The organism is Phyllobacterium sp. 0TCS1.6A, assembly GCF_026420825.1.
Taxonomy (GTDB): Bacteria; Pseudomonadota; Alphaproteobacteria; order Rhizobiales; family Rhizobiaceae; genus Phyllobacterium.
Genome location: NZ_JAPMAB010000001.1, coordinates 494,576 through 518,606, shown reverse-complemented (window position 1 = coordinate 518,606; position 24,031 = coordinate 494,576). Strand labels below are relative to the sequence as shown.

General features: G+C 60.4%; 21 protein-coding genes. 7 read left to right on the top strand and 14 right to left on the bottom strand.

What is annotated here, in order from left to right; all coding sequences use genetic code 11:
- Positions 1–21: 21 nt before the first annotated feature.
- Complete coding sequence (modA, locus tag OSJ75_RS02435; RefSeq protein ID WP_416362503.1) at positions 22–816, bottom strand: molybdate ABC transporter substrate-binding protein; 795 nt, start codon at positions 814–816, stop codon at positions 22–24.
- A 232-nt stretch (positions 817–1,048) separates the two neighbouring features.
- Between modA and OSJ75_RS02430 the strand changes: the two genes are divergently transcribed.
- Positions 1,049–2,389 carry a PQQ-dependent sugar dehydrogenase gene (locus OSJ75_RS02430; protein WP_267226711.1) on the top strand — a complete coding sequence of 447 codons (1,341 nt, stop codon included), beginning with the start codon at positions 1,049–1,051 and terminating at the stop codon, positions 2,387–2,389.
- A gap of 3 nt (positions 2,390–2,392) precedes the next feature.
- On the opposite strand, the gene otsB is transcribed toward OSJ75_RS02430, so the two are convergent.
- Complete coding sequence (gene otsB / locus OSJ75_RS02425) at positions 2,393–3,142, bottom strand: trehalose-phosphatase (RefSeq protein WP_267226709.1); 750 nt, start codon at positions 3,140–3,142, stop codon at positions 2,393–2,395.
- A 159-nt stretch (positions 3,143–3,301) separates the two neighbouring features.
- On the opposite strand from otsB, the gene OSJ75_RS02420 reads away from it, so the two are divergent.
- Together OSJ75_RS02420 and treY are read left to right on the top strand one after the other, a co-directional pair.
- Positions 3,302–4,726 (top strand): alpha,alpha-trehalose-phosphate synthase (UDP-forming), encoded by a 1,425-nt coding sequence (locus tag OSJ75_RS02420; RefSeq protein ID WP_267226707.1) that lies wholly within the window; start codon positions 3,302–3,304, stop codon positions 4,724–4,726.
- 23 nt (positions 4,727–4,749) lie between these two features.
- Entirely contained in the window at positions 4,750–7,356 is a 2,607-nt protein-coding gene (gene treY, locus OSJ75_RS02415; protein ID WP_267226705.1) for a malto-oligosyltrehalose synthase, read from the top strand.
- 30 nt (positions 7,357–7,386) lie between these two features.
- Here the strand turns inward: treY and OSJ75_RS02410 are convergent, their stop codons facing one another.
- The 3 genes from OSJ75_RS02410 to OSJ75_RS02400 are packed head-to-tail and all read right to left on the bottom strand — an operon-like array spanning position 7,387 to position 11,252.
- Entirely contained in the window at positions 7,387–8,346 is a 960-nt protein-coding gene (locus OSJ75_RS02410; RefSeq protein ID WP_371929509.1) for a substrate-binding domain-containing protein, read from the bottom strand.
- A gap of 24 nt (positions 8,347–8,370) precedes the next feature.
- Entirely contained in the window at positions 8,371–9,627 is a 1,257-nt protein-coding gene (locus tag OSJ75_RS02405; RefSeq protein ID WP_371929508.1) for an ABC transporter permease, read from the bottom strand.
- A gap of 26 nt (positions 9,628–9,653) precedes the next feature.
- Complete coding sequence (locus tag OSJ75_RS02400) at positions 9,654–11,252, bottom strand: sugar ABC transporter ATP-binding protein (RefSeq protein ID WP_267226700.1); 1,599 nt, start codon at positions 11,250–11,252, stop codon at positions 9,654–9,656.
- 76 nt (positions 11,253–11,328) lie between these two features.
- On the opposite strand from OSJ75_RS02400, the gene OSJ75_RS02395 reads away from it, so the two are divergent.
- Both OSJ75_RS02395 and OSJ75_RS02390 read left to right on the top strand, forming a co-directional pair.
- Positions 11,329–12,033 (top strand): GntR family transcriptional regulator, encoded by a 705-nt coding sequence (locus OSJ75_RS02395; protein WP_250013690.1) that lies wholly within the window; start codon positions 11,329–11,331, stop codon positions 12,031–12,033.
- A gap of 74 nt (positions 12,034–12,107) precedes the next feature.
- Positions 12,108–13,097 (top strand): bile acid:sodium symporter family protein, encoded by a 990-nt coding sequence (locus tag OSJ75_RS02390; protein WP_267226697.1) that lies wholly within the window; start codon positions 12,108–12,110, stop codon positions 13,095–13,097.
- 2 nt (positions 13,098–13,099) lie between these two features.
- Here the strand turns inward: OSJ75_RS02390 and OSJ75_RS02385 are convergent, their stop codons facing one another.
- From OSJ75_RS02385 to OSJ75_RS02370, 4 genes are all read right to left on the bottom strand, one after another.
- The gene (locus tag OSJ75_RS02385) at positions 13,100–14,470 is read right to left on the bottom strand and encodes an AcvB/VirJ family lysyl-phosphatidylglycerol hydrolase (RefSeq protein ID WP_267226695.1); all 1,371 of its coding nucleotides are present in this window, start codon (positions 14,468–14,470) and stop codon (positions 13,100–13,102) included.
- Positions 14,467–17,088, bottom strand: coding sequence for a bifunctional lysylphosphatidylglycerol flippase/synthetase MprF (mprF, locus tag OSJ75_RS02380; protein WP_267226693.1), 2,622 nt, complete (start codon positions 17,086–17,088; stop codon positions 14,467–14,469). The genes OSJ75_RS02385 and mprF overlap by 4 nt, the downstream gene beginning before the upstream one ends.
- 129 nt (positions 17,089–17,217) lie before the next feature.
- Positions 17,218–17,697: a hypothetical protein gene (locus OSJ75_RS02375; RefSeq protein ID WP_267226691.1), complete on the bottom strand. Its 480-nt coding sequence runs from the start codon at positions 17,695–17,697 to the stop codon at positions 17,218–17,220.
- Between the two features lie 247 nt (positions 17,698–17,944).
- Positions 17,945–18,640 (bottom strand): fumarylacetoacetate hydrolase family protein, encoded by a 696-nt coding sequence (locus tag OSJ75_RS02370; protein WP_267227031.1) that lies wholly within the window; start codon positions 18,638–18,640, stop codon positions 17,945–17,947.
- Between the two features lie 87 nt (positions 18,641–18,727).
- Here OSJ75_RS02370 and OSJ75_RS02365 point away from each other — a divergent pair, with 87 nt between their 5' ends.
- Complete coding sequence (locus OSJ75_RS02365; RefSeq protein WP_267226688.1) at positions 18,728–20,032, top strand: glucoamylase family protein; 1,305 nt, start codon at positions 18,728–18,730, stop codon at positions 20,030–20,032.
- A 34-nt stretch (positions 20,033–20,066) separates the two neighbouring features.
- Positions 20,067–20,990, top strand: coding sequence for a diacylglycerol/lipid kinase family protein (locus OSJ75_RS02360; protein ID WP_267226686.1), 924 nt, complete (start codon positions 20,067–20,069; stop codon positions 20,988–20,990).
- A gap of 27 nt (positions 20,991–21,017) precedes the next feature.
- Here the strand turns inward: OSJ75_RS02360 and OSJ75_RS02355 are convergent, their stop codons facing one another.
- From OSJ75_RS02355 to OSJ75_RS02335, 5 genes are all read right to left on the bottom strand, one after another.
- On the bottom strand, positions 21,018–21,455 hold the full coding sequence (locus OSJ75_RS02355; RefSeq protein WP_267226683.1) for a hypothetical protein: 438 nt from the start codon (positions 21,453–21,455) through the stop codon (positions 21,018–21,020).
- Between the two features lie 123 nt (positions 21,456–21,578).
- Complete coding sequence (locus tag OSJ75_RS02350) at positions 21,579–22,460, bottom strand: alpha/beta hydrolase (RefSeq protein ID WP_416362513.1); 882 nt, start codon at positions 22,458–22,460, stop codon at positions 21,579–21,581.
- Between the two features lie 20 nt (positions 22,461–22,480).
- Positions 22,481–23,182: an XdhC family protein gene (locus tag OSJ75_RS02345; RefSeq protein WP_267226681.1), complete on the bottom strand. Its 702-nt coding sequence runs from the start codon at positions 23,180–23,182 to the stop codon at positions 22,481–22,483.
- Positions 23,183–23,184: 2 nt separating this feature from the next.
- Positions 23,185–23,508: an XdhC family protein gene (locus OSJ75_RS02340; RefSeq protein ID WP_250013668.1), complete on the bottom strand. Its 324-nt coding sequence runs from the start codon at positions 23,506–23,508 to the stop codon at positions 23,185–23,187.
- A 2-nt stretch (positions 23,509–23,510) separates the two neighbouring features.
- Positions 23,511–23,966: a flavin reductase gene (locus OSJ75_RS02335; RefSeq protein WP_250014384.1), complete on the bottom strand. Its 456-nt coding sequence runs from the start codon at positions 23,964–23,966 to the stop codon at positions 23,511–23,513.
- Positions 23,967–24,031 lie beyond the last annotated feature (65 nt).

The window sequence follows — 24,031 nt, the reverse complement described above, 5'->3', positions numbered from 1 at the left end:
CTCCGATTCCGTTCGCCGCAACTACGTGGCCGGGGTAAGCACGGTGAAACCGTGCTTGCGGAAGAACGGTGCGGCGCGCTCCGATTTCATGAAGGCCAGCAGCGATTCCGCCTCGCGGTCGTCACTTTCCGCCAGCAGTGCGACGGGATAGACAATCGGCTTGTGGCTTGCTTCCGGGAAAGTAGCGACGATCTCGACCTTGCTGTCGGCGGCTGCATCGGTCTCATAGACGATACCGTAGGGAGCTTCCCCGCGCGCCACCAGAAGCAGCGCCGCGCGCACATTCTCCGCGCCGGCGATGCTGTTCGCCACCGAAGGCCAGATCCCGAGAGATTGCAGCGCCTCCTTGCCGTATTTACCGGCCGGAACGGTATTGATTTCCCCCATTGCCAGACGCCCGCCATCGAGCAAGCGCGCGAGATCGAGCCCTTGCTTCATCTCGATCGGCTCTGCCTGCCCCTCGGGGGCGACAAGCACGAGGCGATTGCCGAGAAGATTGCTCCTGCTCGCCGGCTTGATGAGGTTCTTGTTCGCGAGATAGTCCATCCATTCCAGATCGGCGGAGATGAATATGTCCGCGGGTGCTCCCGCCTCGATCTGCTTGGCCAGGGCCGAGCTCGACGCATAGGAAGCCACGGCCTGCTTGCCGCTTTCCTTCATCCAGGCCGCCACTACGTCGTCCATGGCGTTCTTCAGGCTGGCAGCCGCAAAAACGGTCACCGCCTCCTCGGCCCGGACGGGTGCAGCAGCGGACGAGAACATCAGGCAGATCACGGCCATGACGCCGCCAAGCTTCTTCAATCCGATCATGCGCATGGCACTCTTCCCTGAAAATCGTGATATCCGCACGAATATATCGATCCTTGTCATTTTGGCCAGTGTTATATCCGGCCAAATATAACGAAAGTTGCACGGCTCTGGCATTCGTCCGCTCGCCGGGAACAAACATGGCTGGCGCAGCATTCAATCAATGATCAATCCCCTCGCCGCTTTTCATCGCAGGCAAATTCCGCAATGATCGTCGCAGGATAATGAAAAGGATGAGCAAATGAAGCTGTTGGCGCTAGGCATACTGATCCTTCTCATATTGATCGTTCTTGGCGCCGCCGGCGTTTATTTCTACTCGCAGGAATCCGCCAAGGTGGCAGTCGAGGATGGTTATGGCCCCGATCCCGTTCTGCCGGCTCCAAACCCGAAGCCGATACCAACGGTCAACATCGCCCGCATCGCCGGCTGGGCCGAGGGCGCCACCCCGGAACCCGCACCGGGATTGCATGTCAATGCCCTTGCCGGTGACCTGCAGCATCCGCGCTGGCTGCACGTGCTGCCGAACGGAGACGTTCTGGTCGCCGAGTCCGATGCGCCTGCCAAGGAGGAAAGCGGCAAGTTCAGCATTCGCGAATGGGTGGCGCAGCTCCTCATGCGCCGCGCCGGCGCCCGCTCCGGAAGCGCCGACCGCATCACATTGCTGCGCGATGCCGACAATGACGGCGTCGCCGAAATACGCCACACATTCCTCGAAGGATTGAACTCGCCCTTTGGTATGACGCTCTCCAATGGGCGGCTGTTCATCGCCAATACCGATGCGATCGTCGCCGTGCCCTATGCCGACGGCGATCTTGAAGCGAGCGCCTCGCCGCAACATGTTTCCGATCTGCCCGGAGGGCCGATCAACCATCACTGGACGAAGGACGTTATCGCATCGCCCGACGGAAAGAAGCTCTACGCGACCGTCGGTTCGAACAGCAATGTCGGCGAAAACGGCATGGCCGCCGAAAAGAACCGCGCGAACGTGCTCGAGATCGACCTGGAGACCGGCGCGCAACGCGTATTTGCGTCGGGATTGCGCAATCCCAACGGGCTGTCGTGGAACCCGGACAATGGAGCCCTGTGGGTCGCCGTGAACGAGCGCGATGAAATCGGCAGCGACCTCGTGCCGGACTATATGACTTCGGTGAAGGATGGCGGCTTTTACGGTTGGCCCTACAGCTATTACGGGCAGACTGTCGACGTTCGCGTCAAGCCGCAGAATCCGGACCTCGTGGCCAGGGCCATAAAGCCGGATTATGCACTCGGCGCCCATACCGCATCACTCGGACTGGCATTCAACAAAGGTATGGCGCTCGGCCCGGACTATGCCAATGGCGCGTTTGTCGGCCAGCATGGTTCATGGAACCGCAAGCCGCGCAGCGGTTACAAGGTCATCTATGTGCCGTTCGAGAACGGCCTGCCATCAGGCAGGCCGAAGGATGTGCTTACCGGATTTGTCGATGAAGGCAGCGGCAAGGCATTCGGCCGTCCCGTCGGCGTTGCGATCGCAAGGGACGGCGCTCTCCTGGTCGCAGACGACGCCGGCAACAAGGTCTGGCGGGTCACGGCCCGGCCTTAGGCTTCAGGCGGCAAGGCGGCCGATCCAGTCCCGCACCTCATCCGCCGATCCGATGCGGTATTGCGCAATGCTGTCGAAAGGCGGGTTGCCGACGCCGACCGAGCGCCCCCCGGCGTCATTGGCGATGCGGAACATGGTTTCATCCGTCAGATCGTCGCCGATGACGAAGGGTTTGCGGCCAAGATAGGGCGGGCTCTGCATGAAAGTCGAAACCGCATCGCCCTTGTTGGCCGCGGCCGGGTGGACCTCCACCACCATCTTGCCCTCCTGGCACTTCCAGCTGTCGCCGAGCCCCTTCAGGATACCGCCGAGTGCGTTGTGGATGGTCGGCTCTGCCTCCGGCGCCTGCCTGTAGTGGATGGCAAGGGCCCGGCCCTTGTCTTCCAGGATCACGCCGGGCCAGCGCTTGGCAAGAAGATCGAGTTCGAGGCGGGCGGGATCGAGATCCGCAGGTTCCACGGACTTGTATGTGACGGTCCCTGCTCCGTCGCGCATTTCAGCGCCGTGCATTCCAGCGACCGGCAGCCTGTTCGGGTGGAACATCTCGTCGACGGCGCTGATGGCCCGTCCCGTGACGAGCGCCATGGCACCACCGGCCCGGCGCTGGACGACGGCAAGCTGATGCGGCAGCTCCTTCGGGATGATGATGGCGGAGGGCGTCGGGGCAAGGTCTATGAGTGTCCCATCGATATCGATGAAGAGCGCCCATTCCCTGAGGTCGAGGGGAAGCGGGTGGACAGTTTCTAGGGTCATCAAATCGTTTCGCTGCTGCTGTTTGTCTGAGGGAAGAACTCACAGATAGGGCATTTTGTTCGGCAAGTTCTTATTTTTTCCCCGATTCCTGCCAAAAATATGGAACCATACGCGCTGCGAGGGGTTCAATTTTACTCCTAGGACGTAAGGGACAATTATATGGGACGGCTTGTTGTTGTTTCAAACCGGACAGCAAATCTTGCGAAGAAAAATCAGCCAGGCGGATTAACAGTAGGAATAATCGATGCGCTCCGCTCTCAGGGCGGATTGTGGATGGGCTGGGACGGCAACGTCCAGGACGCGGTCGGAGACCTGCGCCGCTCGGAGCATGGCAACATCTCGATATTGACCACGCCGCTGACCAATGCCGAGCATGAACAATATTATCTGGGCTTCTCCAACAAGGTCCTGTGGCCGGCATTCCATAACCGGCTGGACCTCATGGATTACCGGACGGAATTCGTCGATCGATATTCCGCAGTCAATGAACGTTTCGCCAAACTACTCGCCCCGCAGCTCGAGAACGACGACGTCATCTGGATCCACGACTATCATCTGATGCCGATGGCGGCCGAGCTGCGCAAGCTCGGGATCGACAACCGCATCGGTTTCTTCCTGCACATCCCCTTCCCGCCGGTGGATGTGTTTTCGGCCGTACCGCGGCATCCCTGGTTGCGATACTGCCTGCTGCAATACGATCTGGTCGGCTTCCAGACGCTGAATGACGTGCATAATTTCCATCGCTACCTGGAAGAACATTCGGACGCCGACATCATTTCGCCGGAGCTGGTGCGCGTAAGGGAGCGCACGGTGCATATCGGGCATTATCCTATCGGCATCGACGTCAAGCAATTCGCCCAGACGTCGAGCAAGCCGGACGATGCTGTGGAACTGGAACGAATGCGCCGCAAGGTCCTGCGCCGCTTTCAGCTTATCTCGGCCGACCGGCTTGATTACTCCAAGGGATTACCGCATCGAATCAAGGCATTCCGCAAGTTTCTTGATCTATACCCTGAATATCAGGGCCATGCGGAATATCTCCAGATAGCCTCGCCGTCCCGCGAGGACGTATCGGCCTATGGCGATATCAGAGCCGAACTCGAACAGCTTGCCGGGGCGGTGAACGGCAAGTTCGCCGATTTCAATTGGGCTCCGATCCAGTATATCAACCGCAGCATACCCCGCACGAAGCTCGCTCCATTGTTCAAATCGAGCCTGATTGGCCTGATCACGCCGCTGCGCGACGGCATGAACCTCGTCGCCAAGGAATATGTCGCGGCGCAGGACGACAGCGACCCGGGAATTCTCATCCTTTCGAAGTTCGCCGGTGCTGCCGAGGAACTGCGGGAAGCCATTCTGGTCAATCCCTACAACATACAGGAAGTCGCGGAAGCCATCCACAAGGCGGCGACCATGCCCCTGGAAGAACGCCAGCTGCGCCACCGCAAACTCTTGCGACGGGTGACCGACCATGATGCGCAGTGGTGGCAGCGGAAATATCTGAACGCCTTGCTCGGCCATGCCGAGCAACAGGCGCAATCGTCCGGGAGGCTGGCGCCCGCCGAAGCCCATCCCAACGTCTAAGCCAATGGAGACGAAGTAACAGCATGGCCCCTACCCAGCATATGCCGACCTCAGCCTACCGATTGCTCCTGAGGAACGGAATAACGTTCCGTGACGTGGCGAAGGCAGTTCCTTATCTCACGGACCTCGGCATAGACAGCCTGAGTATTTCTTCGGCATTCGATACGGCCGATGCCGGCAGCGGCCGGCGCTCCTTCGACCCGACGCGGCTGGACGAACAGGCGGGCGGCGAACCGGGATTCGCCTTGCTGGACAATTCGCTTCGCGCAGCGGGTATTCCGCTCATCATCGACATCAATCCGAACCAGACGCCCGCAAAACATAGCAATAAATGGTGGTTTTCCGTCCTGGAATGGGGACCGAAGAGCCCTTTCGCCAGCTACTTCGACATCGATTGGCGCAAGACGCTTGCCATTCCGGCGCTTGAGCGTCCGCTGATCGAGGAGATCGAGGCGGGCAACATCACGATCAAATTCGATTCCGCAACGAATACGATCGGATTGACCTATCCCGAAGGTTTCGCCCCATTGGCGCCGGGCTCCTACGCAACGGCGCTGGGCGATCTGAGCGACGCGCTGGCGGGTGCATTTCGCGATCTGGCAGCGGCTGCCAAGCCGGAAGCAGCCGAGGACTTTCGTCTTGGTCTCGGCAAGGCCTACCATGATGCCCCGATAGCATCCCGCCTCCGGCTTGCCGGCCATTTGAACGGCATGCTGCAGGATCGCGCCGCCCGCGACGACCTGCTCGCTCAGCAACATTGGAAACTGATCGCCGAATCCGACATTCCAGCGGCGTTGAACTACCGCCACTCCTATGATTCCGCCATATCCGTCGGCATCGACATGGGTGAACCGGCAGCATTTTCGGATTTCCATCGCGTCGCCATCGACCTTCTGGAGAACAGTGCCGTTTCGGGTTTTCGGGTGAACCAGATCGATGGCCTGGGCAATCCGGACAACTATCTGGAAGAGCTGCGGCGTCTTGCCGGCGATTCAGCCTATATCGTCACCGACAAGATTCTTCTGGCCGGCGAGGAACACACACCCCACTGGCCGGTTCAGGGAACCGCCGGTTATGAATTCATATCGGCTGTTGCCAATGTGCTCGTGGATCATGCGAAACTGGACGAAATGGACCGGCTCTACGGCCAGAGCATCGGCAATGTCGACGATAACCACTTTCATTACCGCCACGCCAAATCGGCCATACTTCACAAGAAATTCGGAGCCGAGCTGCGCGAACTGGGCGATCTTCTGCTCGCAGCCGCTACAAAGAAGGGCAAGGGCATGGCCGTCCGGCAGGCGATCAGTGCCGCCATCGCTGAAATGCCGGTTTTCCGCACCTATTCCTCGCCGAAGCACAAGCCGGATTATGCAAGCATTTTCCAGGCCGGCCGTGTCGAATGGGAAACGGCATCGCCTGAACTGGTTCAGGCGTTCGACAGGCGCTTCCAGCAGCTTTCCGCCGCAGTAATGGCGCAGGCGGTGGAGGAATCCTACCGCTACGACCGCGGCCCGCTCGCAGTGGACGACATGACATTGCGCATGGCGACTGCCGACGATCCCGTCGGGGCTTTCCACCGGCAGATGGCCAACAAGGCGGCGGCAGCGCCCCATGGCATGGTCGCCACCAGTTTCTCCTACGCGACGAAATTCGGCGAAGACGCGCGCATGCGCCTGCTGGCCCTGTCCGAGGCGCCCTCCTTGTGGGCCGAGAACCTGTCGGATTGGCGTTCCAGGCATGCGGACAGCATCATCCGCATGGAGAACAAGCCGGCGCCCGGGCCGGAAACCGAATGGCTGATCTACCAGACCTTGATGGCGATCTGGCCGGCGACCTTGCATCTGGACGATCAGGCCGGCCTCGATACTCTGGAGAACACACTCTCGCAGTTCATCATCCGGGCCGGAAGGGAGGCGCGCAAGGAGGCATTCTGGACGGAGATCAACAAGCCTTACGAGCAGGCGCTGACGCGCTATGTGCAGAACCTGTTTCACGACCGCAGTTTCCTTGCGGATTTCGCCGAGAAGACGCGTCCGTTCCGCGTGGCCGGCGCCATCAACAGTTTCTCCCAGACCGTCCTGAAAACCACGACGCCGGGCATCCCGCTCGTCCACATCGGCTCTGAAAGCTGGGATCTTGCTCTGTCGAACGTCGTTGCACCGATCGACCTTGAGCCATCCGCGCTTCGCGACAGGCTGCGCTACGTCAATGACTCTCCCCTGTCCAATCTTCTATCCGATTGGCATTCTGGGGCGATAAAGCAAAGAATTCTGAGCAAGCATCTCGAATTGCGACGACGGGAGCGCTCGCTGTTCCTTGAAGGTTCCTATACGCCGCTGGAGGTCAGCGGCCCGATGGCCGATCATGTCATCGCCTTTGCGCGCAGCAAGGGCAAGCGGCATTGCATCGTCGCCGTGCCGCGCCTGCCCTTCGATGCGGTGTCCAAATATCAGGACCCGTTCATGCCGCTGCCGGACTGGCAGAACACGGCGCTTGCGATACCGGATCGGCTGACCGGCATTGAGATGCGGAACGTCATCACCGATGCGTCGATAACGACCAGGGCCAAACTCAAGGTCGCCAATCTGATGCGCGATTTTTCGACGGTCACGCTCGTATCGAAATAGGGCGGGCAGCAATGCCGCCCGCCCATCCGATCAGAGGCCGTTCGCCTTGAGGATTTCCGGCGCATTTTCCTTGGTGATCGTCTGGGTGTCGAGAACGATCTTCTTTTCGACCTTCTCGCCGGCGAGTACCTTCAAGGCCTGACGCAGACCTTCCGCGCCCGGCGTCGGGTAGAGGAAAGTCGCTGCAAGTTCGCCCTTGTTCACCCACTGGACACCCTCATTGGGCAGGCCATCGACCCCGAGAAACAGGATGTCCTTTTCCCGGCCGGCATCCTTGGCGGCAAGATAGGCGCCATAGGCCATCGGGTCATTGTGACCGTAGACGAGCGAAATATCCTCGTGATTGCGCAGGGCGGTGGCCATGATGTTATAGGCCTGGTCCTGCTTCCAATCGCCCGACTGCTTGTCGAGCAGATAGGTGATCCCCTTTTCCGCATCGGTGAGCTTATGGAAGCCATTGCTGCGGTCGTGGCTGGCCTGTGTGCCGAGGCCGCCCCAGATCTCGACGACCGTGCCCTTGGCCTTGCCCGGCCCGCCCAGCAGCTCGACCGCATATTTGCCTGCGGCTTCGCCAATGACGACATTGTCACCGCCGATCCACTGGGTGAACTTGTCCGTATCGACATTGCGATCGAGCACGATGACGGGAATACCCGCATCCATGGCTTTCTCGACCACACCGGTCAGCCCGGCCGACTCCTTGGGCGAAATGAGGATCGCATCCACCTCCTGCCGGATGAAATTCTCCACATCGGCAACCTGTTTTTCGGTCTTGTCCTGCCCGTCGGCAATCAGAAGCTCGACATTGTCGTGCTTCTTGGCCTCAGCCTCCAGATCCTTGTTGAACTGGACCCGCCAGGGTTCGACCGTGGTGGTCTGGCTGAAGCCGATCACATATTTGTCCTTGGTCTGCGCCAGGGCCATATGCGTCAGCAGCGGCGTCGCAAGCGCGGTCGCCACCGCCAATTTCGTAAACAAGCGTCGGTTTATCAACATCGTCTCTCTCCCTTTGTTTTATTTCTTGTGTTTCGATGCACTGCGGGCCCGCAACTGCGACAGAAAGAATGCCCATCCGCTCGACCGCCGCTCCTGCAGGAGAACGGCGGCGATGATGATCATGCCTTTCAGGACGAGCTGGGTATTGCTGTCGATATTGTTGAGCTGCAGGATATTGCTGAGGAAACCGAAGATCAGCACTCCCACCAACGTGCCGATCATGGAGCCGCGCCCGCCCATGAGGCTGGTGCCACCGATGACCACGGCGGCGATCGCATCGAGCTCCAGGCCCATTCCGGCGTCCGGCTTGCCCTGGCGGTATTGCGCCACATAGAGGATGCCGGCGAGCGCCGCCAGATAGCCGGATATGGCATAGACCGTGATCTTGACGCGCCAGACGGGCACGCCGGCCAGCCTCGCCGCCTCCTCATTGCCGCCGATCGCGTAAATATACCGCCCGAACTTGGTGAAGGTGAGCACGGCCCAGAACAGGAGCACGATGGCCGCGAATATGACGCCCGGCACCGGCACGATGCCGAAGATCAGCGAGCGCAGCACTTCGAAGTTCTCGGTGGCATTGCTGCCCGTATAGACCGGCCAGACCGCCGTGTTCTGTCCTGCCGTCAGCCGCGCGACGCCTAGCCCCGCGACCATCATCGCCAGCGTGACGATGAAGGGCTGCAGCCTGCCACCGACGATGACAAGGCCGTTTATGGCTCCGAGCATGAAACCGACGGCGGGCACCACGAGGAGGACAAGCAGGACCCCGGCCTTCGTTCCCGAACCGGCAAAGACCCATGCGGCGATAGCGGCCGCTGCGACGAGCGCCAGCGCCAGCGCCGGGCGGGACATGCCGGAAGATACGGCCGCGCTGGAATCCTGCGAAGCCCTCATCGCCTTCACCGCAAAGGCCGCGATGCTCGATATGACGAGGAAGGACAGGAGAAACACGGCCGGCACGCCGAGCGAATAGGCAGCCGACCATCCTTCATTTGTCAGCAACATGGCGCAGACCACCGAGCCGAGCGCCAGGACCGAGCCAACGGAAAGATCGATACCGGCGATGAGTATGACGAGCGTCATTCCAACGGCGGTGATGCCGGTCACCGATACCTGCCGGAAAACGTCCGACAAATTGCCGAAGGAAAGGAAGATATTGTTGCCTTTCGACGAAACGGGCGAAGAAAGAACGCCGACGAGAAACAGCAAGCCGAGGCCCCAATAGAGTTTTGTGTGCTTCAGGACGCTCTTCAACCGTCCAACGAGATCGGGCATGTGAAGCCTTTCATCGCTCGCATGGGTCATGCCGCCGCCTCGACAAGCGCCGAGCCTCGCGGTGTCGCAAGCTCCATGATGCGTTCTTCCGAAAAGTCCCGGCTCGCAACGATACCGGTGGCCTTGCCCTCGCACATGACGACGATCCGGTGCGACAGCGCCAGCAGCTCCGGCAGTTCCGAACTCACCATGACAATGGCGACCCCCGAAGCGGCGAGCCCGTTCAGAAGTTCGTAGATCTCTTCCTTGGCGCCGACGTCGATGCCGCGTGTCGGCTCATCCAGCAGAACGACCCGCGGCCTCGTCTCCAGCCATTTGCCCAGCACGATCTTCTGCTGGTTGCCGCCGCTGAGTTCATCGATTTTCTGGTCCGGCCCCTGGCAGCGGACGCGCATGGCCTTGATCATCCGCCTGGCCACCGCATTTTCCCGCCCCTTCGAGATGAGGCCTGTCGGCGCAAGCCACGGCAATGATGGCAGGACGGCATTGGATCGGATATCGGCATCGAGAAGCAGTCCGGTTCCCTTGCGGTCCTCCGTCAGGAAGCCGATGCCATTGACGACCGACTGGCGCGGCGTGAGCGACTGGACGTCGAGGCTGCTGCCGTCGCGAATGATCGTGCCGGACCGCTGCCCTTCGGCTGCACCGAATATCAGTTCCAGAACCTCGGTCCGCCCGGAACCCAGCAGGCCGCCGATACCGAGGATTTCGCCCGCATGGACGTCGAAGCTGACATCGTCGACGACGGCATGGACCCGGCCGCGCGAATTCGGGCGGCTCAATCCGAGATGGTGCGCCGACAGAACCACCGGCTTGGCCGTAACAGGCTCCTTTGCCCGCTGCGGCTGCAATTCGCGCCCGACCATCATCCGGATGACGTCGCGCTCGCCTATTGCCGATGCCGGATGGGTAGCGATGAACCTGCCGTCGCGCAGCACCGTGATCTTGTCGGCAAGCGCGAACACCTCGTTCATCCGATGCGAAATATAGACGATGGCGACACCGCGCTCTGCAAGCATCCGCACCAGACGCGCAAGTTGCTGCGCTTCCGCCTCGGAAAGCGCCGAAGTCGGCTCGTCCAGGATAAGGACATCGGCATTCAGCGACAGCGCGCGGGCAATCTCGACAAGCTGCTGCTCGCCAACCCGCAGGTTCTCGATATCGGCCTTCGGATCGATATCGATGCCAAATCTCGACAACAGCTCGGCGCTTTGCGTTTCGGTCGCCCTGTAGTCGATGAAGAGCCCTTTCTTCATCGGTTCCCGCCCGAGAAAGATGTTTTCCGCGACGCTGAGACTCGGAATGAGATTGAGTTCCTGGTGGATGATGGCGATGCCGTACCGTTCGGCTTCCTTTGGAGAGACGAAATCGACCTCCTCGCCGCGCACGGTCATCGTGCCGCCGCTGCGCCGGTAAACGCCGCTCAATATCTTGACCAGCGTCGATTTCCCCGCCCCGTTCTCGCCCATGACCGCGTGAATTTCCCCAGCGTGGATGTCGAGATCAACGCTTTCCAGGGCCATGATGTGGGCGAAATTCTTGCTGATCCCGCGTAGCGAGACGATCGGCGCCGAACTCTCCAAAATGTTCCTCCCAAAACACTCTTTCAAGCTGATGTGTAACATGTTAGATGCGAAGACAGGCGCGGAGTCAAATACTTTCCTGTCACGCAAATCAAGCAGCGACAGGTTTGGAGGGGATTTGCAAACGAAGACGGCGGCCACGGATTATCGGGCACAGAAGGTCATCGTGGTGTCTCGCCGCGACCAGGTCTATACGATCTTGCGGCAGGCGATCATCTCATCGCAGCTTTCTCCGGGCGAATTGATCCGCAAGGAACAATTGGCGTCTCAACTCGGCGTATCGCGCACCCCCGTAACGGAGGCGATAAGCCGCCTCGCCGGCGAGGGCCTCGTCGAAATTTACCCGCAGACCGGAACATTCGTCGCGCGTCTCGTGATGGAAAAGATCGAAACGGCCCAGTTTGTGCGCCTGGCCCTTGAGACGGCTGCAGTGCGGCACACGGCGCAGCGGGTCTCCCCGGAGATCGTGGCGCTCATGAACGACAATCTGGAAAAGCAGAAGGCCGCTGCCGAAGCCGCCGATTTCGAACGTTTCTACGCACTCGACGAAGCCTTGCACGATCTCATCTGCGACGGCACTGGGCTGATCGGACTGCGGGAGATCGCCGCCAAGGAGCGTAGCCAGATCGACCGGGCCCGCCGTCTGCTGCTGCACTACGAGACCCGCATGTCGGAGACGCTGGCGGAGCATGGTTCCATCATCGCGGCGATCGCCGAGGGAGACGGGCCGCAGGCGGCAGAGGCAATGGCAGCCCATATTTCCAAGATGAGTACGATGCTGCTTCAACTTCGCGACAAGCGGCCCGAACTCTTCGGAGATTGATCCGCTGCCCTTGCAAGGCTTTCTTCCTGTCATTCCACGTGGTAGAGCGGCCCTTCCCAGGCCGAGAGAATATCATGTCCCGTTTGATCCCAGACAGTTTTACCGTCATGCTTGTCGCGACCATCGTGCTCGCCTCGTTCCTGCCGATCAGCGGCGATGCGGCCGAGTATTTTGCGATCGCCACGAAGATCGCCATAGGCCTGCTGTTCTTTCTGCACGGTGCGCGGCTGTCGCGTGCGGTCGTGATCGCTGGTGCTCTTCACTGGAAGCTGCACCTGACCATCCTGGCGTCGACCTTCGTGCTGTTTCCCCTGCTCGGGCTCGCAACCGGCTTTCTCGTTCCCTCGGTACTTTCGCCTGCGCTCTACACCGGCATAATCTTCCTGTGCGTACTCCCCTCCACCGTTCAGTCCTCGATCGCCTTCACATCGATAGCCGGTGGCAATGTGCCCGCCGCCATCTGCTCGGCGTCCGCCTCCAACATTTTCGGGATGTTCCTGACGCCGCTTCTTGCCGGACTGCTGATATCGGCCAGCGGTCATGCGGGCTTCTCGCTCGATGCCCTGGAGTCGATCCTCACGCAGCTTCTGGCGCCCTTCGTGCTCGGTCAGATCCTGCAGCCGTGGATCGGCGAGTTTCTGCGCCGCAGGAAATCGCTGCTGATGCCGGTCGATCGCGGCTCCATCCTCATGGTGGTCTACCTCGCCTTCAGCGAGTCCGTGACCGAAGGCCTGTGGCGGACAACCTCCATCCAGGATCTCGCTGCGGTCATCATCATCGACATCGTGCTTCTTGCCATCGTACTGGCCATCACCATGTATGGCAGCCGCCTCGCCGGTTTCTCGAAGGCCGATGAAATCGCCATCACGTTTTGCGGGTCGAAGAAGAGCCTCGCGACCGGAATACCGATCGCCACCGTCATATTTGCGGACCAGAGCATCGGCACGATCGTTCTGCCGCTGATGCTGTTCCACCAGATCCAGCTCATGGTATGCGCCGTCATTGCCAAGCATTATGCCGACGTGGCGGCTCGGCAGCCCCTATCCGACAGCCGCACCGAGTGATGTCACGGCAAGCGTCGGCCCAGCGCCTCCATCAGTTTCTGGGCCAGAAGCTCGTACTTCTCGTCATAGTGGTGATCGCCGGCTAGCTCGATCTTTTCGACGGCGGCCAGCGCCGGATCGTTGCAGGCCGTATCGTCCTCCTCCGACCCATAGACGCACAGCGCCTTCGACGCCGGCAGCCTGGCAATGGCTGGCGCAACGTCGCTATCGCCGCCCAGACCGAGCCAGGCGCCGACGGAAACCTGAAAAGGCGTGGTCTTCTCCGTACCGATAAGGCCGATCATTGCGGTGCGGTCCTGCAGCCTCTTCGGCAGATAGGGCCAGGCGAAAGGCAGCGTGTTCGCTCCAAACGAATAGCCCAGCAGCACGACCGGAAGCCTGCCGCCGGGATCAGCCTTCGCAACCATGTGCGCGATATCCTTGGCAATCCCCTCCGGCTTGCGCAGGCTCCAATAGTAACGAAGGGAATCGACACCGACGACGTGCACGGACTTGCCCGCAATGATGTCGCCGACGGATTTGTCGATATCTCTCCAGCCGCCATCGCCGGAAAAGAACAGCGCGAGATATTTCGCCTGACCATCCTTTGCAGGAATGTCGATCGTCGGAAGCGCACCCGCAGAGGCATCTTCGCGCGCGATTTCCACAGCAGCATCGGCAGCCATGTCGAGACGCTTCGCCCTGGTGTCGGCAAGTCGTTCCTCGGCAAGGAAATACCCCTGCGTCGGCGGCCCTTTCGGCTCCGCATCCGGCTTCTCGCGCACGATGATGGCGGGGTTCGGCAGATCGGCATTGTAGGAATAGCTGTATCCCTGACCGGCAACGGCTTCGTAATCCGCACCTTCGCACGATGGAAGCTTGGTGTTCAGGGCGGCGGCGGGATCGACGATCACTGCCCCGGCAAGGGTCGCCGCAGGCGTATCGGCGTCGGACGCATAGGCCATGACGCCGCCCTCGCCGATGCCGACGATCACCGGGTGCATGTAGGTACTGCCTCCGACCAGGCGCTGCGCCTCCTTTGCGAGGCCCTCGAAATCGGCAACAAAATAGGTGCAATCGCCGGTATCCTGGTTCAGTTCGCGCCGCCATTTCTCAAGGTCGACAGTGAGAACGAGAAAACCCCGGTCGAGGAGCTTGTCCGCCAGAGCTCGATCGTCGGCAGCAGGACCGCCGGTCTGCGACACAAGTATGGCAAGGCCGGTCACCTCTCCCTTGGGCTGCAACAGCGGAACGTCTTTCAACCTCTCGGCCGTGACCGTGACAGCGTTGGGCCTGAGACCAGGCAGGCCGTAGTTCAGATAAAGCGCCAGCCCGAGACTGACGAGCACCAGGGCGACGAGCAGTCCGGATAGCGAACGACGCGGCAATTTCATCTTTTGAGAACCTCGAAGGGGTTGCCGCTGACGAGATTGGTCGCGTCGATCAGCGAGCGCGGCGTGGCCAGTCCGGCGGGGCAGATGAGATAATAGGGCGTCCATTTCGGCCCGAACTTGTCCTTGAACGACCGCAGCCCGTCGAATCGGTAGAATTCAGCACCGCGGCGATAGATGAAGGAGCCTATCCTGTTCCAGCGTGAGGCGAGATGGCTGTCGGAAAGGCCGGACAGCGGCGCAGCGCCCAGATTGAACCATTGGTAGCCTTCATTCTTGGCGGCCATCAGCAGGTTGGCGAACAGCCCATCCATGACGACGCTCGAAGCGTCGGGCAGATGGCGCATCAGATCGACCGCCATCTCATGCTTGTCGGCACCCCGCCACAGATTGGCGAAGGCAACGATGCGGCCCTCCCTGCGCAGAACCGCAATGTCGAAATAGGTCAGATAGTCAGGGTCGAACGAGCCGAGCGAAAAGCGCTTCTCGGAACCGGATTTCATATCGAGCCAGGCGTCCGAAACCTGCCGCAGTTCATCCATGATCTCCGCGGTGGTGTCCCGGCCGACGATCTCGAAGGATATCCCTTCTTTTTCGAGGCGACGCGCCGCATATCGCAGCGGCTGGCGCCTGGATCCTTCCAGCGAGAAATCCTCGAGTTCGACGCGTGCGACCTCTCCAAGCTTGAGTGCCGTCAGGCCCATATCGAGGAACAGCGGAATGCGCTCCGGCCCGACCGCGTAGAACACCGTTCTCAAGCCCGAGCGATCGGCAAGCGCCCGGAATGCCCAGGCGAGTTCGTCGGCGACGGCAGCGTTCCCGACCGGCTCGCCCATCGAGACGAGACTGCCGCCCGAACGCGCATACATGACAAATCCCCGGCCCTGCGGGTCAAGGAGAAATCGCTTGTCGCCAAGCAGCGCCAGCGCATCGGATGCGCGCGGCGATGCCTCGACAAGGGCCGGAACCCCGGACGGGATCGGCTGCTTTTTCAGCCTGCTCCGCCCGGCGCCATTGATGATCGTGTTGATGGTCGCTGCTGCGAGCAATGTAAGCAACAGCACGGTTGCCCGCAGGAAGCGCGATGCCGGCGCATCCCAGGCGAACTCCCACCAGAGTTCATTGGCGTATTCCACGTGCCGATAGGCGAAAAATCCGAGCCAGATGATGGCGAATGCGGTCGTTCCGATGCTGGCAAGCCATCCCCAGCTCAAGGCAAAACGCTCGTCGAGCGGCTTGCGATAGAAGGAATCGCCGAACAGCAGCAATATTCCCGCCATCAGTCCGAGAATGACCGATTCTTCCCAGGCCAGCGCCTTGAACAGCGCGAACACTGCACCGAGGCTGAACAGCACGATGGCGACAAGCCACGCCCGCCACAGCCGCCTCGCCAGTCCACGCGCAACGATCAGCAGCGCCAGTCCGACGAAACTCGCGCCAAGATGGGACATTTCGAGGAACGGCAATGGCACTATGTCGGCGAGTGTCTCTATCCTGCCGCGAGCGCCGGGAATGACCGTGGAGATGAGGAGGACGATGCCGCCGAGAAAGGCTATCCCCGCGGACAGCGGTGGTATCAGCGGCTCGAACAAGCGCACCACGGCCTGGGCTGGCGCTGCGATAAGATGCCGGCGGCGCAATATTTCGGACAGAACGAAACCGGCAACGGCAATCAGGAACGGGATAAGCGTATAAATGACACGATAGGCAACAAGCCCGGCAATGGCATCGGGATTCTGACCAAGCCCCAGCCCTGTAACGATCGTCGCCTCGAATGCGCCAAGGCCTCCAGGGGCGTGGCTGAGCAGGCCAAGTGCGACGGCCACGACATAGATCAGCGCGAAGGCGGCGATGCTGCCAACGGCATCCGGCGGCAACAGCACATAAAGCGTCGCGGCAGCCGCCGCGACATCGATGAGACCGGCGACGATCTGCAGCAGCGCACCCTGTGTCGAAGGCAGCCGCACCGACAATCTTCCCAGCCGCAACGTCCGCTCGCGTCGCGACAGCCAGAAAAGCAGCGCCGCCACGGCAAGCAGGATACCGATACCGATCGCCTCATCGAGAGCCGGGCCAAAGGAGACCAGCCAGGGTATCCGCGACGGGTCTGTAACGAGTGCCACGGCGATCATGATCGTGAATGCGAACCAGATCGCCATCCACGATGTGCCGATAATTCTGCCGATATCGGCCGTATCTATGCCTTCCGCCGCATAAACCCGGTAGCGGAGCGCCCCGCCCGTCAGCAGGGAGAAACCAAGAGCGTTGGAGATGGCATAGCCCGCACCGCCGGCCAGCGCCGATATGCGATAGGGCACGCGGCCCGGAGCAATGGTCTCGACCGCCACGACGTCGTAAAGCGCGACTGCCGCAAAGCTGACCAGCGTCAGAAGCAGCGCCAGCCATAGCGAACTTGCCGGAAGCGCGTGAAGCGAGCGCCGCACATCGTGCAGGTGCAGGTCGCTCGATACGCGGCTGAGTATGAAAAGACTGATGGCAGCGACGCCGATGCCCAGGGCTGCAAACAGTGCCGAGCGCGTGCGATTGCCCAGTTGAAAACCCACCCCGGATACATCCTTGGGTTTGTCAGTGGCATCCACTTTATCATTGACGGAAGTCATGAGGACCGCCTTCGACGGTTGAACATCCCCAAATCAACATGAATTCGGGACGCCGTCATTAGCAATCAAATAATGGCGGGATTGCGCCTTGACTATCGATGATGCCGGGCGCCTCGGCGCGGCCCGACCTCAGGCAGCCTTCAGGGCAAGTCTCCGGAAGCTTCCCGGCGCCTTCAGCCGTCCGATTGCGGCCGAGGGAGGCGTAAGGCCCATGGCTTCGGTTATGGCCGTGGCGACGCTATTGCTGTTCTGCACCAGGAAGGAATAGCGCAGACCGGACTGCCTTATCATCTCCGCTACCTCTACCGCAGCATTCCAGCGTGCGGCAATGACGGCAAAGGGCGCTTCCATCAGGACATTCGAAACCGATGTCGGCCGAACATAGAATTCAGGATAATAGGTCAGATTGCGGTGCCGGTAGTCGGTAACGACCGCCGTCAGCGGTCCCTTGACCGCACAATAATTGAAACTGCCATCGGCATTTGCCGCACCGCCATTGATCTCGTAGAGCGGCCGCCCATCCGCATCGGTCCAGGCGACGAAATTATGGCTGGCAATCCCCGCAAAGCGAGGGATTGGGTAAGAACCAAAAACGATGCGATGATTCATCCGGATACCGTACAGACACAATGGAGAGGGAATTTGACGTTATACTTCAGTCAGATAAAACCATTTGAAATCAAATACAAGGGACAAATTTCTCACATCTGATCACAATTTTATTCATTAGCCGGCGGCGCAGTTGCACATGATTGATTTGGCGATGATTTTACGCGCTGCAGTTGCAACTGCTCCCCTGAATTATTGTTCGTCGAGGTGTCGCGAACAAGGTCATTTTGTCGGCGAAGTTTGATCTTCAGACCACCTTGGTCCGAATTTCGGCCACGCCATCGACACCTCCATGCAGTTCGTCGCCGCGCTGGACGGCGCCAACGCCCGCCGGCGTACCGGAAAAGATAAGATCGCCTGCCCTCAGGGTGAACAGCGTCGACAGAAAGGCGATGGTCTCCGATACGTTCCAGATCATCTGACGCAGGTCGCCGCGCTGGCGTTCGACGCCATTGACCTTCAGCCAGATTGCGCCCTCGCCCGGATGGTCGATCATCGATACCGGCACAATCTCGGAACATGGCGCCGACGCTTCGAACGCCTTCCCGGTCTCCCAGGGTCTGCCGAGCTTCTTGGCTTCGCCCTGCAGGTCGCGGCGGGTCATGTCGAGCCCTGCCGCATAGCCGAACACGTGGTCCAGCGCATCTTGGGCGGCGATCCCCGCGCCGTCCCTGCCGATTGCGACCACCAGTTCCATTTCGAAATGCACGTCACTGCTGGCGCCCGGATAGGGAAAATCGGCCCCGTCTATCACGAGCGAATCGGGGTTCTTCTGGAAGAAGAACGGCGGCTCCCGGTTTGGATCGTGGCCCATTTCGATGCCATGATCCGCATAATTGCGGCCGACACAGTAGATTCGGTGCACCGGAAACAGTTTTTCCGACTGCTTTATCCGCAAGAATGGCTGTGGTTGCGGCTCGAAACTATATTGGTCGTTCTTCATGACCGGATTGCCCCTATGGATTGTGGAGAAGCGCGTCTCGCGCGCATTAGCTGTTTCGCTGCCGATCAGTATGCGCAAACTGTTCACATGAATTTAAGAATAGACCAGCAATCGTCAATCGTCGCTGGCAAAGATGATGATCTGCTGGAGGAGATCCAGCGCCAGAGCTTTCGCTATTTCTGGGATGGCGCGCATCCGGCGAGCGGCCTCGCGCGCGACCGATCCGGACGGACGGCCGATCCAAAGAACGATCTCGTCGCAATCGGTGGTTCGGGCTTTGCGATCATGGCGATCATCATCGGCGTCGAGCGGGGCTGGATTGACCGGACGCAAGCGACAACGAGGCTTGACCGGATGCTGACCGCCCTTGAAGGCGCGCGGCGCTATGATGGCGTCTTTCCGCATTTCATCAATGGAATGGACGGTTCGACGGTGCCTTTTTCCCGGCTCGACGACGGCGGCGACCTCGTCGAAACCTCCCTGCTGATGCAAGGTCTCATCTGCGCCCGGCAGTATTTTTCCGGCGATTGCAACGATGAGGTCGATATCCGGAGCCGCATCGACGGCCTGTGGCGCGAAGTTCGCTGGACCTCGCACATCAAATCCGGCGAGAGAGTGCTTTATTGGCACCGCAGCCCCCGACATGGCTTTCGCCGCAACGTCCCTGTCCGGGGCTGGAATGAGGCTCTGATTACCTATCTCCTGGCAGCGGCGTCACCCACGGCAGCGATCGACCCGATCATCTATCATGAGGGTTTTGCCGCCAACGGCGCCCTGCGCAACGGTCAAAGCTTCTACGGGGTCAAACTGCCGCTCGGGCCGGATTTCGGCGGGCCGCTCTTCTTCGCCCATTATTCCTTCTGCGGCCTCGATCCCCGCGGCCTGGTTGATCGCTATGCCGACTATTGGGAGCAGAATGTTGCCCATTGCCGCATCAACTATAATCATAGCGTCCAGGCGGGCCATGCCCCGTTCTGTTGGGGATTGACGTCGAGCCATGGGCCGAAAGGCTATAGCGTCGGCTCCCCGGCAACGGACAATGGCGTGATCGCGCCCACCGCCGCCTTGAGCAGCATGCCCTATCTGCCGGAGGAATCGCTGCAGGCGCTGCGCTATTTCCTGTCGTTGCCCCGGGGCCGTATCGGTGGCCGCTTTGGCTTCGTCGACGCCTTCGCGCCTTCGCTCAACTGGTTTGCCCGAACCTACCTCGCCATAGACCAGGGACCGATCATCGCCATGATCGAGAACTACCGCAGCGGCCTGCTCTGGCGCCTGTTCATGAGCGCCGCGGAGATAAGGGGAGCGCTGGCCGAACTCGGGTTTGACAGTCCGCATCTGGGAAAGGCGCAGGGAACCAAATCCGGCCTCGACCATTGCTCGTGTCCGGGGTGAGCGGCAGCGTCATCCGCCAACAGAGGGGCCATGAATGAGAATTCACGCCGTTTTCAATCGGGATGGCGGAACATTCCGCACCACCGATATGCAGCAATTCAGCCAGACGGCAAAAACCCTGTTCGAAGAGCGCGGCCACGAATTCAGCAGCGAGATCGTCTCGGGAAAAGACATCGTCAAGGCGATGCAACGGGTCGCAGGCGAGTCCGGTGAGCCGGTATTGATGGCCGGCGGCGGCGACGGGACGATCTCGGCCGCCGCCGATATCGCATGGAAAGCCGGCATTCCCCTCGCCGTTCTACCGGCAGGGACGATGAACCTCTTCGCCCGTGCGCTCAAGATCCCGTTGGATCTGACGGCAGCTCTGGAAAGCCTCGCCACCGGCGAGATCATCGCCGTCGATATCTCGACCGCCAATGATGAGAGCTTCGTCCATCAGTTCTCCATCGGCTTCCAGCCCCAGATGATCGAATTCCGCAACACGCTGGAATATAGTTCACGATGGGGCAAGCGACTTGCGAGCTTGCGGGCCTTTGCGAAGGCAGTCAGCAAACCGCCGAACTTCAAGGTGCGCATGACCTTGAACGGAAAGGCGAGCGAAAGAAAAGTCTCGGCTGTATCCGTCGCCAACAATCCCTATGGGCAAGGCATGTTGCCGGTGCCCGACAAGCTCGGCAGAGGCGAACTCGGAATCTATATCGCGCGCAAACCGACGCCCGCCTCCATCGCGAAGCTCGCCCTTAGCGTCTTTACCGGCTCTTGGCGGGACCATCCGGATGTCGAGGAGAAATTTGCCAGGACGATCGAGCTTCACTTCCCGCATCTGAGGAAGCACGCCAAGGCGACCATCGACGGCGAGTTGATACAACTTCCGCGCGACGTGAAAATACAGATCCACCCTGGTGAACTGAAAGTGCTGGTGCCGCGTTCGCCGGGCGCGGAAGAAGCGGATAGCTGATGCTGCGCCGCTTCTTCGCCCTTGGGCTCAGCTCTTCTTCCTGGCCTTCTTGACGGGCGCGGGCGCTTCCGCCTGCCCCGATGCCGCCTTGCGGGCGGCAGCCTCTTCGGCGGCAACCTGGTCGGCGCTCTTCGGCATCGTATCCACGACGGAACGGACCTTGCCCTTGTCCGTGACGGTGCAGAGAGCGTCGCGGATATCGGCCTTCAGCCGAACATGGTTGACACCGCCGCCGACGGCTTCCGAGTCGATGACCTTGATATGGCGTTCGGCAAGGAAATACTTGGCCGAAGCCGCCGATATGCAAGGGTCGGCAAGAGCAGCGTCAACCGGCGGGCGTGGCGGCGCGAAGGTTGGAATGATCACCGGGCGCGATCCCATGTCGCTCGTGGTCGAACACGCTGCCAGCGGGACAAGGATCGCCAAAGGGGCAATCCGGCATAGAATGTTGTTGGGCAGACCCATTGCTTTCTCCGCAAAATCGTCTTTTGAATGGCTGAATATTGGCCGGAAACTATTCGCTTTTTAACAATTGTCGAGTGGCACAGCTGCCACACTGGGACTTTATTGCAACATGAAACAAAGCCTTCATGGAGCCTTGGAAAGCATCCAGTTCAAGGCCGCCCTCCAGTCGGTCATCCGGATCGGCGTGCCGTGGTTGCCGCCCTCGAAACGATGGAAGCGAACCGGATAGTTCTTCGCACCGCTACGCAGCTTGCGGTAGAAGGCTTCCTGCTTCTCAACCGCGAACACCGGATCGCGGCCGCCATGACCGAAAAACACCGGTACGCGGCGCTTGTAGGCCGCTGAACCAATGAAGTTTTCATCCCACAACGAACCGAGCAGGACGAGACCCGCTATGCTTTGCCCCGCCTGCTGGTTGGCCGCCACCCTCCAGCACAATTGGCCGCCCATGGAGCCGCAGGCGATGATAATCCTGGCTGATGGTGCCTGTCCCGCAACATACCCGACCAGCGAAGCTATCTCTTCTTCGCCCTTTGACCCGAAATCGGTAAAATCCGGGCTTATATAGACGCCGTCATTGCGCGCCATCAGGTTCTTCAGGCGATTGAAATTTCCGCCAAAGGTATAATCATTCATGCCCTGCTGGCGATTGCCGCCCTGACCGTGGAGATAAATGACCACCAATGCCGGCCGGTCGCCGATGTCGCCGACGACCATCGCCTTTACTCCGCTTCCGCTCGTCCGGAACACCAGGTCCTTCTGGGAGCGCTTCGGCTGCAACGATACATAGGCTTGCTTGACGCGGCGCTCGGGTATCTGGTCGCGCCCATTGATGTCGCGCATCTCGTCATAATCGACGACGAGGTAATCGCCGGAATCCCCCGTCTGCAATATGCCCGGATACTGGAACAATTCGTCCTTGTAGGGCGCGAGTTCTGCAGCAGAACCGTACGACAGCCCGGCCAGCGACATCATCGAGGAAAGCAAAACCGCTTTCAAAACCATCCTACTCAACGCCATTCCCCTCAATTCCGCGCCTCCTCGGCAATCGAACCAACTCGAAACGCCTGAATGACTTCAGCGAGGATGGCGACCGCTATTTCCTGTGGGTTGGCCGCACCGATCGCGAGTCCAATTGGCGCGTGCACCCGCCCCAGCCGGTCGTCATCAATGCCTTTCTGGCGCAGCCTTTCGATGCGCTTCTCATGGGTTTTCCGGCTACCAAGTGCCCCGATATAGAAGCAACCCGCTTCAAGCGCGCTTTCGAGCGCCGGATCATCGATCTTCGGATCGTGCGACAGGGCGGCAAGCGCACTGTAGCGATCGAGCGGCCTGTTCGTCAGCACATCCTGCGGCCATTCGGCGATAACCTGCGTCTCAGGAAAACGCGCGCTCGTTGCAAATCCGGTGCGGGGATCGATGATTTCGACCTCATAGCCGAGCTTGGCCGCCATAGGCGCCAGTGTCTGGCTGACGTGCACGGCGCCCACGAGAACGAGACGCAGCGCCGGCTGGTGCAGATTGAGAAAGAACTCGCGGCCGTCGGCCACCACCAGCCGGGAACGTCCGGCTGCGAAAGTCTGTGCCATGGCCGCGCCTAGCTCGCCCGCAACGGCGTCGTTCTGCAATATCACCCTGTCCCGGCCATCGGCGAGGTCGGTCAGATGTATGGCGGCCTGCCGCAATCGGCGGGCCTGGTTGAGCTTTTTCAGACAAAAAGGATCCACTGTCAGCCCAGCCGCTCGAGATAAATCCTGATGCGGCCGCCACAGGAAAGTCCGGCTCTCCAGGCCACCTCATCCGCAACGCCGAATTCCAGCATGGTCGGCTCGCCGGACCTGATGACGTCGATCGCAGTCGTGATCACTTCGGCCTCGACGCAGCCGCCCGAGACCGATCCCTCGAAGTTGCCATCCTCGTCGATCGCCAATTGACTGCCGGCAGGCCGCGGCGACGATCCCCACGTCTCGACGACAGTCGCTATGGCGACAGCGCGTCCATTGTTCATCCAGCCTTCGGCGATGAAAAGCGGATCAGACGTCTCGGACACCATGATCAACCGCCGACATGATGGTAGGAACGATCGAGATAGATGAGAGATTGGCCATCGCCACCGCCTTTCAGAGCTGTTACCCGTCCGTAGACCACGTAATGCGTCGCGACTTCATGCGTCTCGATGATACGGCAATCGAAACTTGCCAGCGCATCGGCAAGCACGGGCGCGCCCGTCTGCAATGTCTGCCATTCGCCGAGCGCAAACCGGTCGGCCTGCGACAGGCTGCCTTTGCCGGAGAATGCTTCCGACAGCGCCATATGTCCGAAGGACAGCGTATTCAGCGCGAACACCTTGTTTTCGATGAATATATGATTGGACTCATGTTCCCGGTTGAGACACACCAGCATGGTCGCGGGATTATCCGAGACCGAGCATACGGCTGAAATGGTCACGCCGCGCCGGCCCGCCGGGCCATCTGTGGTCACAACATGCACTGCTTCTGCGAAATGGCTCATTGCATTGCGAAAAGCCAGCGGCTCGATTTTAGGATCTTTGGCGATAAACACAGCTTTCTTCCACT